The organism is Kitasatospora sp. NPDC059599, assembly GCF_042735125.1.
GTDB lineage: Bacteria > Actinomycetota > Actinomycetes > Streptomycetales > Streptomycetaceae > Kitasatospora.
Genome location: NZ_JBHWCL010000188.1, coordinates 1 through 17,506 on the forward strand (window position 1 = coordinate 1; position 17,506 = coordinate 17,506).

18 protein-coding genes and 2 pseudogenes are annotated in these 17,506 nt (G+C 69.1%); 11 read left to right on the forward strand and 9 right to left on the reverse strand.

Going from position 1 to position 17,506, the window contains the following annotated elements; all coding sequences use genetic code 11:
- Nucleotides 1-658: histidine kinase (locus ACFV04_RS39110; RefSeq protein WP_380535770.1), on the reverse strand; the 658-nt coding region annotated here is incomplete at its 3' end.
- A gap of 143 nt (nucleotides 659-801) precedes the next feature.
- Between ACFV04_RS39110 and ACFV04_RS39115 the strand changes: the two genes are divergently transcribed.
- The 3 genes from ACFV04_RS39115 (at nucleotide 802) to ACFV04_RS39125 (ending at nucleotide 4,658) form a co-directional block, all read left to right on the forward strand.
- Nucleotides 802-1,530: an ABC transporter ATP-binding protein gene (locus ACFV04_RS39115; protein ID WP_380535772.1), complete on the forward strand. Its 729-nt coding sequence runs from the start codon at nucleotides 802-804 to the stop codon at nucleotides 1,528-1,530.
- Between the two features lie 82 nt (nucleotides 1,531-1,612).
- Nucleotides 1,613-4,012 (forward strand): ABC transporter permease, encoded by a 2,400-nt coding sequence (locus tag ACFV04_RS39120; RefSeq protein WP_380535774.1) that lies wholly within the window; start codon nucleotides 1,613-1,615, stop codon nucleotides 4,010-4,012.
- Between the two features lie 382 nt (nucleotides 4,013-4,394).
- Nucleotides 4,395-4,658 (forward strand): hypothetical protein, encoded by a 264-nt coding sequence (locus ACFV04_RS39125; RefSeq protein ID WP_380535776.1) that lies wholly within the window; start codon nucleotides 4,395-4,397, stop codon nucleotides 4,656-4,658.
- A 520-nt stretch (nucleotides 4,659-5,178) separates the two neighbouring features.
- Here ACFV04_RS39125 and ACFV04_RS39130 read toward each other — a convergent pair.
- Nucleotides 5,179-5,382: a hypothetical protein gene (locus tag ACFV04_RS39130; protein WP_380535778.1), complete on the reverse strand. Its 204-nt coding sequence runs from the start codon at nucleotides 5,380-5,382 to the stop codon at nucleotides 5,179-5,181.
- A 153-nt stretch (nucleotides 5,383-5,535) separates the two neighbouring features.
- Between ACFV04_RS39130 and ACFV04_RS39135 the strand changes: the two genes are divergently transcribed.
- On the forward strand, nucleotides 5,536-6,234 hold the full coding sequence (locus ACFV04_RS39135; RefSeq protein WP_380535798.1) for a tyrosine-type recombinase/integrase: 699 nt from the start codon (nucleotides 5,536-5,538) through the stop codon (nucleotides 6,232-6,234).
- On the forward strand, nucleotides 6,122-6,748 hold the full coding sequence (locus ACFV04_RS39140; protein WP_380535780.1) for a DUF6000 family protein: 627 nt from the start codon (nucleotides 6,122-6,124) through the stop codon (nucleotides 6,746-6,748). The genes ACFV04_RS39135 and ACFV04_RS39140 overlap by 113 nt, the downstream gene beginning before the upstream one ends.
- 354 nt (nucleotides 6,749-7,102) lie before the next feature.
- Here ACFV04_RS39140 and ACFV04_RS39145 read toward each other — a convergent pair.
- Nucleotides 7,103-7,210, reverse strand: a pseudogene (locus ACFV04_RS39145) (hypothetical protein); the annotation flags it as partial.
- Between the two features lie 134 nt (nucleotides 7,211-7,344).
- Between ACFV04_RS39145 and ACFV04_RS39150 the strand changes: the two are divergent.
- Nucleotides 7,345-7,524: pseudogene (locus ACFV04_RS39150) on the forward strand (class I SAM-dependent methyltransferase); the annotation flags it as partial.
- A 729-nt stretch (nucleotides 7,525-8,253) separates the two neighbouring features.
- Nucleotides 8,254-8,451, forward strand: a complete 198-nt coding sequence (locus ACFV04_RS39155; RefSeq protein ID WP_380535800.1) for a hypothetical protein — start codon at nucleotides 8,254-8,256, stop codon at nucleotides 8,449-8,451.
- Nucleotides 8,452-8,465: 14 nt separating this feature from the next.
- Here ACFV04_RS39155 and ACFV04_RS39160 read toward each other — a convergent pair whose 3' ends face one another.
- The 3 genes from ACFV04_RS39160 to ACFV04_RS39170 form a co-directional block, all read right to left on the reverse strand.
- Entirely contained in the window at nucleotides 8,466-8,858 is a 393-nt protein-coding gene (locus tag ACFV04_RS39160) for a hypothetical protein (protein WP_380339694.1), read from the reverse strand.
- Between the two features lie 305 nt (nucleotides 8,859-9,163).
- On the reverse strand, nucleotides 9,164-9,661 hold the full coding sequence (locus ACFV04_RS39165; protein WP_380535782.1) for a hypothetical protein: 498 nt from the start codon (nucleotides 9,659-9,661) through the stop codon (nucleotides 9,164-9,166).
- The gene (locus ACFV04_RS39170; RefSeq protein ID WP_380535784.1) at nucleotides 9,658-9,930 is read right to left on the reverse strand and encodes a hypothetical protein; all 273 of its coding nucleotides are present in this window, start codon (nucleotides 9,928-9,930) and stop codon (nucleotides 9,658-9,660) included. Before ACFV04_RS39170 ends, ACFV04_RS39165 begins: the two co-directional genes overlap by 4 nt.
- 789 nt (nucleotides 9,931-10,719) lie before the next feature.
- Between ACFV04_RS39170 and ACFV04_RS39175 the strand changes: the two genes are divergently transcribed.
- Both ACFV04_RS39175 and ACFV04_RS39180 read left to right on the forward strand, forming a co-directional pair.
- Entirely contained in the window at nucleotides 10,720-11,268 is a 549-nt protein-coding gene (locus ACFV04_RS39175; protein WP_380535786.1) for a hypothetical protein, read from the forward strand.
- Nucleotides 11,269-11,737: 469 nt separating this feature from the next.
- Complete coding sequence (locus ACFV04_RS39180; RefSeq protein ID WP_380535788.1) at nucleotides 11,738-12,235, forward strand: hypothetical protein; 498 nt, start codon at nucleotides 11,738-11,740, stop codon at nucleotides 12,233-12,235.
- Between the two features lie 71 nt (nucleotides 12,236-12,306).
- Here the strand turns inward: ACFV04_RS39180 and ACFV04_RS39185 are convergent, their stop codons facing one another.
- Complete coding sequence (locus tag ACFV04_RS39185) at nucleotides 12,307-12,831, reverse strand: AAA family ATPase (protein WP_380339711.1); 525 nt, start codon at nucleotides 12,829-12,831, stop codon at nucleotides 12,307-12,309.
- A gap of 1,096 nt (nucleotides 12,832-13,927) precedes the next feature.
- On the opposite strand from ACFV04_RS39185, the gene ACFV04_RS39190 reads away from it, so the two are divergent.
- Nucleotides 13,928-14,407 carry a hypothetical protein gene (locus ACFV04_RS39190; protein ID WP_380535790.1) on the forward strand — a complete coding sequence of 160 codons (480 nt, stop codon included), beginning with the start codon at nucleotides 13,928-13,930 and terminating at the stop codon, nucleotides 14,405-14,407.
- Here ACFV04_RS39190 and ACFV04_RS39195 read toward each other — a convergent pair.
- Both ACFV04_RS39195 and ACFV04_RS39200 read right to left on the reverse strand, forming a co-directional pair.
- The gene (locus ACFV04_RS39195) at nucleotides 14,395-15,156 is read right to left on the reverse strand and encodes a transposase (protein WP_380535792.1); all 762 of its coding nucleotides are present in this window, start codon (nucleotides 15,154-15,156) and stop codon (nucleotides 14,395-14,397) included. The two genes, ACFV04_RS39190 and ACFV04_RS39195, sit on opposite strands and share 13 nt — an antisense overlap.
- Nucleotides 15,157-15,236: 80 nt before the next feature.
- On the reverse strand, nucleotides 15,237-16,040 hold the full coding sequence (locus tag ACFV04_RS39200) for a DUF3472 domain-containing protein (RefSeq protein ID WP_380535794.1): 804 nt from the start codon (nucleotides 16,038-16,040) through the stop codon (nucleotides 15,237-15,239).
- Between the two features lie 384 nt (nucleotides 16,041-16,424).
- Here ACFV04_RS39200 and ACFV04_RS39205 point away from each other — a divergent pair, with 384 nt between their 5' ends.
- A complete protein-coding gene (locus tag ACFV04_RS39205; protein ID WP_380535796.1) occupies nucleotides 16,425-17,183 on the forward strand; it encodes a hypothetical protein in 759 nt (252 codons plus the stop codon).
- Nucleotides 17,184-17,506: the final 323 nt, after the last annotated feature.

Below are 17,506 nucleotides of genomic sequence, written 5' to 3' on the forward strand. Positions count from 1 at the left end.
GCGCCGCCGCTCCCGACAGCACCGTGATGATCCCGATGCTGTGCGCGACGCTGTCGTGCAGCTCGCGGGCGATCCGCAGCCGCTCGGCCATGACGGCGCGGGCCTCGGTCTGCTCGTGCAGGGCTTCGAGGTATTCACGGCGTTTGCGGTACACCACGCCGAAGACCCATGCGACCGCGAACACGAACGCGAACTGCCCGGCGCCCCGGGCCGCGTCGCCGACGGATTCCCCGTGGGGGACGAGGGTGCGCTCGGCGAACCCGGTCGCGACGGCCGCGACGGAGCCGACGGCGGCAGCCACCGGCCGCCGGGCGGCGAGGTGCCCGGCCAGGACCGGGAGCAGGAGGAGCACGATCCAGGGCCGCACGCCAATGAGGTCGCCGAGGGCTGCTTCTTCGACCAGGACCGCCGCGAAGACCGCCGCGGGCAGCCGACGCACCAGCAGGATCGGAAGGGCGAGCACGAAACAGAGACCGATCATCTGGTCGGGCCCGACGTCGGGGAACCGCAACGGGCCCTTGTAGTACCGGACCTGACCGAACGGCATCGTCCAGAAGAGCATCAGCGCGTAGGAGCCAGCGGCGGCCAGCACCACGGCCCGTGTCGTCAGCCAGGTCACGGGTTGCGATGTCGAGAAACGCTGGAGCAGCTCTTCCATAGGGAGATCGTATGGATCGGCGTCGGCTCCGCGCGTCGTCCCGGGGGTGTACGCGGGGTACGCCGCCGGGCCGATGGCCTGGGGGAGAGGTGACATCCGCCGGCCGACGCGATGGATCACGGTCCGTTCCTAGGTTCATGGCCATGACGAATGAGCCGATGATCGATCTCCAAGACGCGACAAAGAAATACGATGACGGCCCGCCCGCACTGGCCGGCGTCACTCTGTCCGTGGCGGCTGGTGAGTGCGTGGCGGTCCTCGGCCATTCCGGCAGTGGCAAGTCGACGCTGCTGAACCTGATCGCGGGTCTGGACAAGCCGTCCAGTGGCACCGTGACCGTCGACGGCACCCGGGTCGACCAGCTCGGCGAGGCCGGTTCGGCGAAGTACCGCCGGGCTTCCATCGGCATGATCTTCCAGTTCTTCAACCTGCTGGACGACCTGACCGTGTTGGACAACGTCACGGTTCCGGCGCAGCTGGCCGGGATGGGCAAGGGCGAAGCGAAGCGGCGGGCCGTCGAGTTGCTCGACTCGCTGGGCATCGACCGGCATGTCAAGGCCTATCCGCAGCGGCTGTCCGGCGGGGAACGGCAGCGGGTGGCGGTGGCCAGGGCCCTGATGAACAAGCCGGCGCTGCTGCTGGCCGATGAGCCGACCGGCGCTCTGGACTCGCACTCGGCCGAGGACGTGCGCGAGCTGCTGCTGGACCTGAACAGCGAGGGCCAGACCATCCTGCTGGTCACCCACGACGTGCAGCTGGCCGCGAACACCGCGAGCCGCACGATCGAGCTGGTGGACGGCGCCGTGGCGCGAGACGTGGTCAACACGGTCAGCGGCGCCACCTCCAACAGCTCGGCGGGAACGGTCCGATGACGCGGCTCCCAGCGCTGCCGTCCCAGCGCCTGTACGAGGTCTCCTTCCGGGCCGTGGCCCCTCTGCTGCCGGCGGCGAGCCGATGAGCGCCCTGGGCAAGGTCGTGCGCTCCGGCGTCGGACGACGTCGTGTGCAGTCCTTCGTCATGGCCCTGACGACGTTCGCGGCCGTCACCTCCTCGGTGCTCTCGCTCGGTCTGCTGGCCGCCGTGCAAGCTCCGTTCGAGCACGCCTTCAAGGCCCGGAACGGCGCGCACCTGTCGGTCCAGTTCGACGGCTCGAAGGCCACTGCCGCGCAGGCCGCCGCCACCGCGCACGCCGCCGGCGTCACCGAGGCGTCCGGGCCGTACCCGGTCACCGCCGTCCTGAACACGACCTTCGGCACGGACTGCACCTGGAACATCGCCCCGGGCATGCCGCTCGCCGGTCGCGCCAACGAGCCGGTCATCGCCGTCACCCGACCCGACCTGGCCGGCAGGTCCGGTCTGGACCAGCTGGCCCTGGCCCAGGGCAGGTGGCCGACCAGCGCGAACGAGATCGTCCTGTTCTCATGGGATCATCACTGCGCAGGCGGTTCCGTGGTGTTCGACTCGCTGCCGGGCAAGCCCTCGTTCAAGGTCGTCGGCCAGGTGAACTCGCTGACCAACACCGCGACCGGCTTCCTCACCGCCGACGGCTTCGCGCGGCTGACCGCCGCCGGCGCCAAGACCGACCAGCAGATGCTCTACCGGTTCGCCAAATCCGGGACCGAAGCCGACCTCGCCACGGACAAGCAGGCGATCACCGCCGCCGCGCCGGCCGGATCGGTCGAGAGCGGACAGTCCTACCTGGCCGTGGAGAAGCAGGCCGTCGGCAGCGCAAAGTCCTTCGTGCCGTTCCTGGTCGTCTTCGGCATCCTCGGCCTGTTCCTGTCGGTGCTGATCATCGCGATCGTGGTCAGCGGCGCGGTGGTCTCGGGAATCCGGCGCATCGGGATCCTGAAGTCGCTCGGCTTCACCCCCTGGCAGGTGGCCCGCGCCTACGCCGCACAAGCCCTGATCCCGGCGACGATCGGCGTGGTGGGCGGCACGCTGGTCGGCAACCTGCTGGCCGTGCCGGTCCTGGGCGAAGCCAGCAAGGATCTCGGTGCCGCCGACGCCGGCCTGCCTGTGTGGGTCAGCCTCGTCGTGCCGATCGGCACCTTGGTCATCGTGGGTGTCACCGCGCTCATCCCGGCACTTCGGGCCGGCCGAATGCCGGCGGTGCAGACCCTGGTCGTCGGTCGCGCCCCGAAGGCCAAGCGTGGCCAAGGCGCGCAGCGCCTGGCGAGCCGGCTGCCGCTGCCCCGGCCGATGTCGTTGGGACTGGCCCAACCGTTCGCCAAACCGGCCCGGGCTGCGCTGGTCGGCGCCGCGGTGCTGTTCGGCGTGGTGAGCGTTACCTTCGCGATGGGGCTGGAGACCGCGTTCACCAAGTACACGGACACGGACACCACCGGCTTCAACGCCGCGTCGATGCTCGTGGTGCCCGCCGGTACGCCCGACGGTTTCCACTCCCCCGGCGGCCCTGCCAGCCCCCACTTGGACTCCACCGGGGTGGCCGCCGCGCTCGCCTCGATCCCGGGCACGAAGGCCGCGTTCGGCTGGGGCAACAGCGGCGCGACCGTGATCGGCGCGCCGACGGGGGACTATACGGTGGTGGACACCACCACCGGCGACCTGTCCTGGACCAACCTGGGGCTGCTCAACGGCCGCTGGTACCAGAACCCCGGCGAAGCCGTGATCAACGATTCCCTGGCCTCGGCGGCCGGGATGCACGTCGGCGACACCGTCACCGTGACGCAGGACGACAAGCGACTGCCGCTGCGGATCGTCGGCATCGACTTCGATGCCAGCAGCAACGGGGTCGTGATGACCGATTCGGCCACGTTCACCGCCGCCGGCCTGACGCCGTACATCACCCGGTTCAACGTCAAGCTGGCCGACAACGTCAGCGGCCCGGACTGGTCCGCCTCGGCCGCCCCCGCGCTGACCCCGCTGCACGCCGAAGCCACCCCGAACATCACGTACGACAACGAGACGGTGCTCATCATGAGCGCCCTGGTGGCCACCCTCACCCTGATGATGATCGCGGTCGCCGCGCTCGGCGTGTTGAACACCGTGGTGCAGGACACCCGGGAACGGATCCACGACCTGGGGATCTTCAAGGCCCTCGGGATGACACCCAAGCAGACCATAGCGATGGTGCTGACCTCGGTGAGCCTCACCGGCCTGGTCGCCGGGCTGATCGGGGTCCCGATCGGGATGGCGGTGGAGAAGGTGACGCTCAGTCAGATGGGGAGCGCGATCGGCAGGAACCTGCCGCCGAGCGTGACCCACGTCTACACCGCCGGGCTACTGCTCCCGCTGCTGGCCGGCGGGATCGCGATCGCCCTGCTCGGGGCACTGCTGCCGGCCGGCTGGGCGGCGCGCTCCCGGACCGCCACCGCGCTGCGGACCGAGTAGAACCGGTCGCTCGTGGCACCGAGGACCTACCATCTTGACGCTGCCGGTCAGGGGGACGGCATGGCTGGGATGGTAGGTGCTCGTGCTCGTGTGGGTTCGGGAAGCGGCTCCGGGGAAACGGGCCGGTCGAAAGGCCGGAACCGCGCCGGGCCGACGTCACCCTTCGTCACCGACGGTCATCATCGCCGGACGCGCCTCGCAAGTTGACGCTCGGAAAGGCTCGCAGACGACAAGTCGACACCCCTGGTCGCCGACGATGGACTCGCAAACCATCCGTTGAAGTCACATCATGGGCGAACTGGGAGGGAATGGATCGCGGCCCCGGGGTGCTGTACCGAGGTTGCGGCGTCGGGCCGCACGGGACCGGAGGGGGACGAAGGCGATGGCGGCAAGCAGAGGCCGGGACATGGCGGCGCTGGAGCGCAAGATCCGCAACGCGGGCCGGGCGTGGACGATGGGCGACGTCACGGTGATCGCCGAAGGCCAGTGGGCCGTGCGCGCCGCGAGCCGGACCGAGCGGGAGCAGGACAAGGCGGTCGAGGCGCGGCTGGCGGACGGGCAGCGGGTGGAGCTGACCGTGGAGGAGCTGGCGCGCGTGGTCGGCGCCACCGACCCTGGCGCCCACCACGGCCCGGAGGCGAACTGACCTCCGGCTAGGGCCGGTTCGCCACGCGCTGTGCCGCCGCAGCCGGGCCCGGTGGGGCGGGCCGGCCAGCGGGCAACCCGAGCGGGCGGTACGCCTGCGAGGTACGGCTCGTGGCGGCCCGTACGCGCGAGGCGTCGGGGCCGCCCTCGGCCTTGAGCGTGAGTTCGCGGGCGTCGACGACGTGGTGGATCATCTGGAGGGCTGCGCTGTTGCTCTCCGCGTGGGCGGTGCGCAGGGCGCTCGCCGAGGCGGTGATCCGGTCGAGGTCGTAGAAGGCGGGGACGTGGCCGGGCCGGGTGAGGGCGTGCAGTCACTCCTGGTGCACGGCAATGGAGTTGGAGACGACGACGAGGTGGGACCGGTGGTGCATGGCCGAGCGTAGCATCGGGTCCTCGACGGAGACGGGGTGCGGCCTTCTCCAGTTCGGCGATCGGCCGTCCCCAGGCTTCCTCGATCATCGCGTCCGCGTGGTCGACGGCGGTGAGGTCGGACACGGCGTCCTCCAAGGGATTCGGGGGCGTCAGCGGGCGGGGGCGGCGGAGGCGACCCGCGGGGGCGCCGGCGGCCGGGTCGCGGTGGTGTAGGCGAGCGCGGCGGCGGGGGCGCGGGTCACGGCGGTGGAGCGGGCGGTGGCCGCCTGTACGCGTGCGACCTCCAGGGGACTTGGGGCGACGGGGGTCGCGGTGGCGCCGGCGGGCAGGTGCTCCAGCTCGATGCGTCGCATGTGACGGTGGACCGGGGTCGGGGACCTCGGACGCCCCGTGCGCTACCTGTTCTTGCGTAACGGCGGTCTGGCGGGTCCCGACTACCTGTTCGCCAACCACTGCGCGAGATCTGCCAGGCGCTCGGCATCCTGAACAGCGTCGGCAAGCCCGCGATCCACCCCCATCGCTTCCGGCACACCCTGGGCACCCAACTCGCGGAGAGAGGCGCCCGCGTGCAGACCATCATGAAGGTCCTCGGCCACAAGAGCCCAGGTATGTCGATGACCTACACCCACATCTCCGACCCCACGGTCCTGGCCGACTACCAAGCCGTTCTGACGCCCGGCGCGGCTATCGCCGGCCTGCTCGCCGATACCCTGCGCTCCGGACAGCTCGACCAGGACGCGCTGGACTGGCTCAAGACCAACTTCTACAAGACCGAACTCGAACTCGGCCGTTGCCTTCGCCTGCCCCAGGAGGGCCCCTGCGAGTGCGACCTCTATCTCAGCTGCGCGAAGTTCGTCACTACACCCCAGTACGCGCCACGCCTGCGTGAACGGCTCTGCACCGAGCGGCAACTGATCACCGACGCAAGGGACCGCGGCTGGGAGCGGGAGATCGAGCGCCCACCAGCGCATCGCCGACCGCATCACCAGCCTCCTCGACGACCTCGGCGAACCGCACGACGAGCCCGCCGAGTGAACGGTGCAGCCGAGAAACGCACTGGTCAGGGAGCTTTACGCAGGGCAGGATACGGCCATGCGCTACGTCTACGAGGACCCCGAGCTGCAAGCTCTTGTCCACCGCTACGTCACGCCCGACCGGCGCTACCTCAAACTCGGCGGCAGCCTCGGTCGCATGACCTGGCCTGAACGCACCAAGTTCGCACGGGCGCTCGGCGAGGCTGCCGCCGACATCACCCCACGTGAGCTGACCATCCTGCTTGAGGGCGGGTGGCGCGAGCGCAAGACCGCAGCCTGGCTCATCGCCGTCGCCCGCAGAACCGAGTTCCGCGAACGCCTCGGCGAACTGCTGCTTGCCAGCGAGGTCTGCTTCGCAGGATCGGCCTACTCCGTCGCCCTCGCCACCTTCGGCACCTCTGCCGACGCAGACCTGTTGGCTGCCTACCTCGATCGCTACCTGCGACGCCCCGACCTCTACTACGACCAGACAGCCGCCATCGGCGCACTCCTGCACCTCGACTCCAAGCTCGGTGCCAATCGAGCAGACCGGTTCCTGGCCCCAGACGGCCTCTGGCACCGGTGGATTGACGGACCGCCTCGCAAGGAGCACCACCGCGCGCCGAACAGCTACCGGGAGAGCATCAGCCAGTTCTGCGTCTTCGCTGATGAGAGCACCGAGCACTGCACGGCAAAGCACCGATGAGGCCGTCCTCGGAAGGGTGACACCTGAACGAAGGAACCCACCGCCGCACAACTCGACTCTGTCCAGATAAGCGAGGAAGACCCTGGCCCGGTGGTGGGGTGCGCCGACGTCGGCTGCGCGAAGCACGATCCACTTCGCGTCGTACCGGAGCTGGGTCAGGGTGCTGAGTACGGCGCCAAGTGCCCTCAGGTCAGGCTGAGTTGGGTCGTCTCCCAGACACCACGGGCAGCGTTCCACGTCGCCGGCGGAGGCGGCGACGGCGGAGGCGGCGACGGCGGGGGAGGTGACGGCGGGGGAGGTGAGCAGTCCTCGTACATTCTCGACCACCAGGAGGTGCGGGCGCAGGGCCTCGACCGCGCGGGCCACGTGCAGCCAGAGACCGGATCGGGTCTCGGGGTTGAGCCCGGCACGGCGGCCGGCGACCGAGACGTCTTTGACACGGGAAGCCCGCTTCCGTGTCAAGTCCGAGCGTGTTGTGCTGGTAGCTTCGCAAGGGCTGGGACCAGCAGATGGGAACCGCCTCCTGTGCCGTGGTGCTACTGGATTGAGGCGGACTGCGCTGTTGGCGAGGAGTCGGGGTGCGGCATGGTCTGGCCATGCCCTCCGATCACAACGACCACTACCATCGACTCCTTCTGCGCCAGGTCCCGTCCGGCTACCACACCGTGTCGGACGTCGGCTGCGGGACTGGCCGGTTCGCTCGGCGGCTCGCAGGCCTGGGATTCGAGGTCGATGCGGTTGACCGGTCCGAGGAAGCGGTCGTGGCAGCCCGGGCGTCGTCCGCGACTGCCGCAATGAGCAACAGTCCCAGTTCCGCCATGCGGACATCGGCCAGGTCGAGTTGCCGAAGGGGCACTACGACGTCATCTCCTGCCTGGCGAGCAGCCATCACATGCCGTTCGGCACGGTCCGAGCTCTGCGGGATGCTCTGGCCCCGGCGGCTCCTCGTCATCCTGGGCTGCTATCCGGAGAGGACACGGACTGACTGGGCATGGTGCCTGACTGCCGTGCCGGTCAGCGCAGTTGCTCGACTCATACCTGGAGGCCTGGCTAGACCTGCGCGACCCGACCGACTGGCCCGCCGCCTCCTGCCCGGCTACGCCTGGGTGTTCGGGATGGGCGACGGCACCGCCAACGTCGGCCTCGGCGTGCTCGACACCGTCGCCGTCGTCCGCGGACGGACTGGCGGGACCTGCTCCGCCGCTCGTGTGCCGGCCTGCCGCCCGAGTACGGCTACACCGCAGAGGGCGTCACCGAACCCGTCTGGGCTCCGCCCTCAATGGGCCTCAACCGCCAACCACACCACGCCGACGGCCTGTTGCTGGTCGGCGACTCGGGCGGCCCGGTCAGCCCGGCCAACGGCGAGGGCATCGCCTACGCGATGGAGTTCGGCCGGTACGCCGCCGAGACGATCGTCCTGGCACTGGCCCGGCGCGCCGATCGCGGCCGCGGACTCGCCCTGCGCGCCTACCCGCAGGCGCTCCGCTCGGCCTACGACGGCTACTTTGTGCTCGGCCGGCTCGCCGCCGACGTACTCGGCCCGCCCCGGACTGATCGGCGCCGCAGGGGCGGCCGGCCTCGGCCACCCGGCTCTGCTGAAGCTGGCGTTCCGGTTGATGGTCAACCTGACCGAGCCCAACTCCAGGGACGCCCTCGACCGGCTGTTGCACGTGATCGGCAAGATCGCGCTCAGCAACCGGTGATGACGATCGGCCCTTCAGACCGTGAACCACTCCTTGCCCTCGGCGGAGCTGTACGCCAGGACGATGACGCCCGCGATCGCGATGCCGGCCAGCGAGATGATCGAGCCGGAGAAGAGGAGCTGGATCACGCCGGCGACGATCATGAGCCACTCGATCACCAGCACGGTCCTCCGGGTCCACCGGGCCCCACTCGGCGCCAGGGCCGCGCAGGTGCCGAGCAGGACGCCGATCAGGATCGAGAGGAAGGCGATGAACGTCACCTGGGCGACACCCTCACCGTGCTGGCCGTGAATCAGTGCGAGTAGGAAGATCCCAGCGGCGCCGTTGAGGACGGCGTGCAGCCAGACCCCCGCTACCACCCACTTGAGTGATGTCGGAATCCGCTCGTCCGCCAACTGGTTCGTCATCGGTGACCACCCCCGGATCGTCGGTGCGGCCGGGGCCGGTGGCCGGGCCGTAGGGGAGAGGATCCGGGTGGCCGGGTCTGCCGTCAATGGCCACGTCCGCCTCCCTTTCTCCGGTTGGCCGAAAGCTTTCGACACTCCGATGGGCAGGTAATGTTGACGGAGGATCAGGTAGCCCCCTTTGTCCAGTGGCAGCCCGGATGCGGAGGGTGATGTATTGCCCTCCGGCTGGGCCCTCACGCTGATACGACGTCAACGATGCCCCTCGAGGAGATCCGACAGGAGGCCGCTGTTCTCCTGCCGGGGCTTCAGTCTCCGCAACTCCTCTTCTGACGGTATCCGCTTGCCTTCCGCAACCCTGTAGGGCGAGGTGGTAACTGGCCTCGGCTCACTCCCTGTTGTGGAACGGCAGCACGGACACCCTCAGGATGGGACTGCTCATGGAGTCGATGGTTCTCCACCTCCAGGACATGGATGACCCGGGCGTACTGGGTGACGGTCTCTTTCAGCCGGTTCTGCTCGGTCCGGGCCTGTTTGAGTTTCTCCTCCAGCTCGTTGTTCTCCCGGTGCAGGTCATCCGCGATCTCGGGCCGGGAGTCCTGGGCTTTGACCAGCGCGTAGAACAGGTCCTTGAGACCGGTGTGTTTGTGCGCGAGCTTGTTGCGCCGCAGTCCGCCCTCGTCGGCGAGGAACTTCACTGTCAGCTGGCCGTCGGACCGTAGCGGGACACCGACCAGGAGGCGGACCATGGCCTCGGTGATCGCCTGGATCTCGGCGGCGTCGGTGTCGTGTGAGGGCGTCGTCACGCGTCCAGCCTCCGCTCCAGCATTCGGCCGATCAGGTCCTTCTCGTGCTCGGTGAGTTCGGCCAGCAGTGCCGGCCGGGCCGCCTCGGTGGTACGGGCGTGCAGCAGGTCCGTGACTCGGGCCAGGTGCCCGGCCCAGTCGATGGCCCAGGCGGCCGGGGAGATGGTGGACGCGAGCGCGGTCAGGGCCTGGTGGAGGTAGATGATCCGCGGCAGGTGCCGGGCGGTGGCCACCGCGTTGGGGCAGGCGAAGCGCAGCAGGAACGACACCGCGCAGGGCCGTCGGGAGTGAACGGGCTGTGCTCGAAGTCGGTGCAGGCCGCCACCGCCGTGTCCAGCCGCCCGGACATCACATCCGTTGCCGTCTCGGCCGGCGGTTCCCGAAACACGCGCCACCGACTCGGCGTCCACCTCGCCCGCACCGGCAGCGTCCACCGTCTCGTGTCCTGACACGGCGGCTGGATGGACGTGCCGTTCACCGTGTTCAGTCATCCGATCAAGCGGGGCAGATTTGTTCGCGGTCCGGAGGTCAGGTAGGTGCTGTCCGCCGAGGAGCAGTTCATATCCTTGGCCAGTTGCAGGCGGCTCGACTGTTGACCCGGCCCATGTGCACCGGGATGCCCCGGTCGACTGCCTGTCGGGCGGCGCTCCGGGCACTCGGGAGGAGCTTCCATTCAGTACTGCCGCCGATGAAAAGCACGTCGGTTCGGTCCCAGGGGATGAGGCCGACGGCCCTCGGAACCGTCCTGGGTCACGAAAGCTGCCGGCACGCCCAGGCTCCTGATCCGGGGCAGCCAAGGCAGGGACATCGTCAGGGTGGCGCCGGCGTCCATGGGCTCGTCGGGAGCTGCCGCGTAGGGGCACCGGTCCGGGCTGTAGCGGTTGATCGTGGTGGTGAGCCGGGTCCACCACCGGTCTTCGCCCGGCCAGCCTGACCCGGCGTGCGACAGCTGGTGCGCCCGCTTGAGATACGGGTCGCACCGATTGTCGCCAAGTCTTGACACTGCGTCACGAGCCGAGAACCCTGGTGCTGTACTCCAGGGACGTGAGGGACACGGAATGCCATGGGTTGACGAGAGCGGGAGCCACCAGGGTTTCCCGGCAGCGGTGTCGGCGGACGGCAGCGAGCCGGCGCCGTTGCCGGACGGGCGCACCACCTGGTGGCTCTACAACGGTGCGGATGGTCCTCGGGCCACTGCGGTGCGCGGCGGTTGCAGCTGCGGCTGGCGGGGTGAGCGGGTGCACCTGTTGGACTTCGGAGACGACGAGGCGACCGAGGCGGTGGGTGAGGCCACCGGGCCGTTCGCGGACTGGGAGTGGCACGTCGACCTGGCCGAGGGTGTGGTGCCGCGCGAGGTCGAGGAGCTGGTCGCGGCGCTGGTGGACCGGATCTGCGACCTGACGGAGAGTCGGCCGTACGCCGCCGCCCGTGCGGCCGCCCGGTTCGAGCGTGCCGCCGGTTCGACCGCACTGCTGGCCGGCCGCAAGGCCCGCAGCAGCATGATGACGTGGGAGTACGTCGGTCGCGCCTTCGGCTGCGGGCCGGAGGAGGCGCTGGAGCGGTTTGGCGAGACGTTGGACGATGTCGACCGGGGTGATGAGGCGTAGGGCGTCGGTCTTCACGCGTTGGGCAGGCGAGATCGGCGGCGTCCCCGGGCCAACTCTTCCGGGGGCGCCTCTGTTTGAGCCACGCAAGGTGAGCAGCTGCCTGTAGAAGCAGCTCGCCTTCGCCAAGCGGCGGCGACCAGCGCAGCGGCCGAGCGGGTCTGCGAGATCCTGGAGGACTTCACCATCCTGTTCCACGGTCGGCAGCCGACCGACCTTGAGGAACTGCGGCCGATTCATATCGCGCTGGGCGAGGCTCACCTGAGCTTCGTCCATGCGGCCCGGTACTCCCTCGCCCCGTCCCAGCGGCGCCTGGACCGATCACTGGGCGGCCCCTCGCCCTGGCGGGGCGTCGGATCCTTCTACACCCGACCTGACAGAAGCCTCGACTGAGCCTTGGCCGGACGTCCAACTGAAAGGCAGGAATATCATGAATCTCCCCTGGGGGACCCTCATATCCACCGCCAGCGGAGTGGCCGCGACCATCCTGGGCATCCTCGTGGGCACCCTGGCAGGGCGCCGCAATGAATCCAGGCAGTGGATACGCGATCGGAAGATCGCGGCGTACGAGCGTCTTCTCCAGAGCTTCGGCGCGGTCGAGATCGGCATGCGCCACGCGTACTGGGAGCAGCGCGAACCGGAGGGGATCGACTGGGAGGAGTGGAACGCCGCCCTGGTGTCGGTCAGCCTGGTAGCCGATACCGATGTGGGGGTGGCTGCGGAGCAACTCGGCTCAGTCATCGGAGAGTTCAGCACCTTCCCGTTCGGGGAGCCGAAGGACATGGCGATGCTTCGTCAAATTCATACGAAACTCGACGTCGCACAACGGGAGTTCGTCAACGCCGCCAGGCGATCGATCCACGCGTCAGACACGAAGCAAGTCCCCTGGCGTTTGGGTGGTCCGCCACCCTGGGGTGAGCTTGAGGAGATCCATCAGCGAGACAACGACATCGGTCGCGTCATCCCCTGAGGCACATTGGGTTCGGAGCGTCACGGGACACGCACGAAGGGCTCTTGCCGCACCATGTCGGGTCAAAGCAGTCACGCGAACGACGGCCACCGGTAGGCGGCCCACTCCCGCCAGTCCGCCCAGCCGGGGGGCGGGCCGGCGACCTCGCCGCCTCCCAACTCCGCCGCGTCGGGCTCCTTGAAGTGCGCCCGCCCATCCAGGATGTCGGCCTCGGTCATCGGGAACGTCTCCTCGGGGGTGGTCGCCCAGCGATGGGCGATCCGGGCGCGCTGGGTCGCGTCGTCCACCGGCAGGTAGAGCATGCGAAAGGACGCGCCCTCGGCCTCCGCCAGCCACCGGATCGCGGACCGTTCGTCACGGGACCAACAGCCGTAGTCCACCACAACGTTGGTGCCCAGCCTGACCGCCTCCAAGGCGAGCCAGAGCATTCGCCCCTCCAACACGTCGCGCTTCCCGTCCGCCTCCGCCTCACCGAACAGGGGAATCATCCAGTCGTCGGGCGTCAGGCGCAGCGCGCCGTGCTCCTCGGCGAGCTGCCGAGCCCTCGTGGTCTTTCCGGCCCCCGGCAGGCCGACCATCAGGAACAACGTGGTCACACCCAGATCGTGGCAGGGAGGCCGGGCGGACGACCACCGCTTTTATCCACCTGATCCCGGTCAGCTCGCCCCGCCCACGACCCGAACAACGGCTCAACGTGACGCGTCACGTGATCCGCCGTACAGAGCCAGGCCCACCTCCAGATCGGTCATCCACGCCCCCTCGCTCGACCAGACAGAGGGGCCAATCAGAAAATGGACTTATCTGTTCCAGTTCGGTTCGCCTGCTTCACCGAGGTGCCGCGTGCGGACGGGCACAGGAGATGCAGCCCCTTGGCGACTACTTGGCTCGGGGCAGCGAAGTTGGAGAATCCGTACGGTTGGGGCCACCAGTGCCGCGGGCGCGGTGGCGGAGAAGGCCACAGAGGCGGCGCGGAGTAGTTCGTTGTGGCGCCCGGCCTGACGGTCATGCGGGCGCACTCGTCGGGCGGCGCTCTGACGTTTGCGGTTGGACATGTCGGCCCTTCTGAGAGTGGGGTTGGCCATCCCCACGCCGAGATCGCGCCAGGATCAGGTCGGCGGGCGGAATAGCCGTTGGCACCTCTTCACCATCTCGATCCGGCTTGCCCTGTGCCGCGCCCAGGTGAGCCGATCTCGGTGTACGTTCCAGGGCGTGACGGCACCTGACGACGACGTGGTCGCCGGCACCGCGGAAGACCTTGTCGCTGACGCTCTCGTCCTCGGGCCGGAGCGGGCGAGCACCCGCATGGTCAAGGACTGGTCGAGAACGGTCTGCTTGCCCACCCAGCTTTTGTAAGACCACCCAGCGCGGGAGTGACCTCAGTCTCTTCACGCCGGATCAGCGGATGCTTCTCCGGAAGATCACGGAGGGCAAGCTTCGTTCGCCGCTTGCCCGCGTTCCGCATCACACTGTCGTGCCGGTGATCATCAGCACTCGTATACAGGCAGCACTTCCGACGCATCAGCCCCTGGAGTGCCGACGGAAGTGCCGGCCAAGAGGTCCAGAAATCAGGATCAACTCGCGCCTTCATGGGTGGAACACCCAGTGAGACCGCGGTTGAGATCCCATTCAGGGCGGACGGACGATGGCAATCGTTGCCTCCTGTTGTCCCAGGTAGCGCCCATGGTTCCGCCCATGAGCGTTCCCGAGGTCATCCCCATCAGGCACGAGCCTGATTACCGCACGAGCACGATCGGGCGGTGGCAGGGCGGCCAGTTCTTCGCCTCGGTCACTGCGGCCTTCCCCGAGGGCTGGAGCGGCGACGACTGGCAGTCCCGGAAGCGTTGGTGCGCAGTGCTCCATCGGTTCGACGCGGCCGGCCAACACCTGGACTCGCGCATCCAGTTCACCGGCACCACGGCGGACGGCGAGAAGAAGGCGATCGACGCGGCCCGGCTGCTGCTCGCCGAGTGGCTGGACGCTCTTCCGGAGCGGCAGTACCAGGACATCACGATCGCGCCCTTCGAGGTCCGGTTCGGGGGAGCCCTGTTCGGTCTGGTCGTGGAGGAAGACGTGGACGAGGAGGATGAGGAGGAGGACGACGGTGTGTGGGCCGAGTTCTATCCCGACGGCCTGGGCTTCAACGCGCCCTGGAACGGTTGCTACGACACCTGAGCCGAGCCGGCGAGGAGCCGCGGGCCGCTCCGGGCGGCTGCTCGGCCCCGGGCCAGCCGGCGCGCCATTACGCCGATCATCGCCCAGCGGACCATCGTCTCTCCGGGGATCTGGGCGGTCCGGTCGACCAAGCGGCCGGCGAAGCCCTGGTCCGCCCGGATCCTCTGAACACTCGGGTGGTCGAGCCGGGTCCGCAGCAGCGGGCGGCGGGCACCGTCCCGGTCCTGGACGTTGGCCGCGACGACATGCACGGCCAGGAGCAGGCCGAGGGTGTCGGTGACGATGAACCGCTTGCGGCCCTTGACCTTTTGCCCGCGTCGAAGCCCCTGGTTGCGGCCAGGACGGTGTCGGCGGTGCGGACGGACTGGGAGTCGATCAGCCCTGCGGTCGGTTCGGCATTCCTGCCGTCGGCCGTCCGGACCTTGCCGCGCAGGGCATCGTGGATGCGCTCGACGGTGCCGTCGTCGGGCCATCAGGTGAAATCCAGTACGCAGTCGGCCAGGGCGGGAAGTCCTTCGGCAGCTGCCGCCAGGCGCATCCGGGGCCGCATCGCCCCTGCACACCAGCGGGGAGCCGAGAACCAGGAAGCCCAGGTCCCGGTCGGCGGGCGCGGGACGGCTGCTGGGGGAGGCAGCGCCGGAGACCCGGGAGCGGCGGGGAGGTTCGGGGCAGGGCGGGTGCGGTCGGCGAGATCGACTGGGACGTCTCGGTCGACTCGACGTCCGTGCGCGCGTACCTGTGCAGGGCATGGTGGTCGGCCGGCTTGCCGGGGGCGGGTGACCGGGTCCAGTGCTCCCGGGGGCGGGCAGTCCGCCCCCGGGCCCTGCCGTCACGGTCCTCCGAGAGTCACCTTGGCGGCCTTCGTCCAGCCCAGGTCGACCACGGCCACGTTGCCACCGGTGCAGCCGGCCCGGGTCGAGGAGGCGAACGTCGATCCGTACTGGTAGCTGCCTCCTCCTTGTGAGTTCGCGGCAGGCTGGGTGAAGTAGGCGACCGACTGGGGCACGCTGTTGCAGGGGACGGCGGTGCCGAAGTACTCGCTGAAGTTGGAGGGGACACCGAGCTGGTTCTGAGCGATCGGGACCCGCAAGCTGCCGATGGGCGTGTCGACCCCGGTCTTCAGGTTCTCGATCCACGCCCCCCACCACTGGCCACCCGCGTCCGCGTTCAGTCGCCACACCCGGTACCGGTAGGCGGCCTGCGGGTCGATCGGGTAGGCGATGCGGCAGCTGAGCCCGGATCCCTCGCCGGCGAACGAACCGCAGTTCCCGCTCTGGCCGTTGGCGTTCCACAGCGAGAAGATCGCCATCTCGCCGGTCGTGTGGTCGAAACGCTGCCCGTCCGTCTGCAGGCCCGTGTAGCCGCCGTGGCCGGGCGTGGCCGTGAAGTCCCAGAGCAGGGCCCAGTAGGAGTGGTTGGCCTTCTGCGTGATCTGAACCTGCTGGTCGATGTTCCAGAATCCCCGTGCACCGTTGAAGTTCCAGAACGCGTACTCGTTGGCGTTCTGGTGCTGAGCGGCCTGCGCCGGCACGGTGTTCAGTGCCAGCGCGGTGCAGACGGCGGCAGCCAGCCCCAGGAGCCGGCGGCCTCGGAAGCCCGGTCGCCTCGTCGTCTTCGCTCCACGCCTGATCATCGTCCCCCCTGATGTGGATCGGACATGCTTCGGACTTCCGGACTTCCGGACTACCGGACGGCCGGAAGCTTGGATGCCCAACGCTAGACGCGTGGATCGGATGAGAGCAGGGCGCGAGAGGAGCCCCGATCTCTTCGCTGCTGCGCTCCTGCAAGCCCCCTGCGCAGCGGTACGGCCTGGGCTCGGAGGGCGATCCCTTCCATGTCTGTGGATCGTCAACTCGGCCTGATTTCATGCTGGTTGAGTTGGCAGGGACATTTTGGATCGATTTGAGTCACATTCACCTTCTGGTGATGTTGCTGCTTTTGTCGATCCTGCGCCGCCCGCAGACTGGGCACCTCGCGAATCTCGCGGAGATCGCCGGAGCGGAAGGGGACTGCTGCCATGCCCGAGCAGAGCGACGACAAGAACCGTGAGGCCGAGCAGAACCGCAACAACGGCTCCGACTCCGGCTCCGACTCCGACGCCACCGACTCCGGCTCCGACTCCGACGCCACCGACTCCGGCTCCGACTCCGCCGACGACTTCTGGCGCCGTTCCATCGCACCGCAGCTCAGGAAGACGTGGGTGCAGGCCGGCGTCGGACTGGTGGTGATCGCTGCCGCAGGATTCGGGGCCTACCAGAGGTACAGCCTCCACGATGGGTCGGATCGCGGCTCGGGATCGACAGCAGCACCGACCCCGAGCGGCCCCCCGACGGCGGCTCCGCCTGTCCCGATCGCGAGCACGACGGGGCCGACGCACTGCGGGGACAGCGAACAGGGGGTCCGGCTGCCGCAGAGCGCGGTGACGGAGCTGTGGTCCGCCGTGATCAAGGCGGAGGTCAGGTGCGTTCTGAGGGAGGGCGACCACCTGCTGTGGGAGTCGCGACTCGACGGGGTGCACACGGCTGGCACGGCCCCGCACTCCAACTACTACTTCAAGGGAGACATCCTCATGATCAATCCCCTGGAGTTCCAGCTCTCCGATGCGGACATGGGCTCCACCCGAACCCTGCAGGCTGTCGTGGTGAACACCGAGACGTTCGACGCGATCAACCGAAAGATGGCCGAGCACGGCCTGGTGCTCGACTCGGAGATGAAGAACCTGCCAGGCCCCGTACGTCCGGCGTCGAACCCGATGGCGATCACCCGATCCGGCTGACCCGGCCCCGACCGGCACGGCGTTCTCGTCAAGCCCCGAGTTGTCCTCCGAGGCGCCGGCCGGCGGCGCCCCGTCCCGGGCCGGTTCCGGTCTTGGGGCAGGGCGGGTTGGGTGCACTTCCCGCGGCGTTCGTCGGACCCTCGCGGTGTTCGTCGGACCTGGGACACCATGCGGGTCCTTCGATGGTGTCGAGCGGAAGCCGATCGGCTGGAGTGCCTGACGGACGTGGCGTGGGGGGGGACGCCCCCCCCGCGGGACGACACCCCCCCACCACCAAAAAACAGGTTGGTTAGGGGGTGGGGGGGAGGGGACAAGGGCCCCCC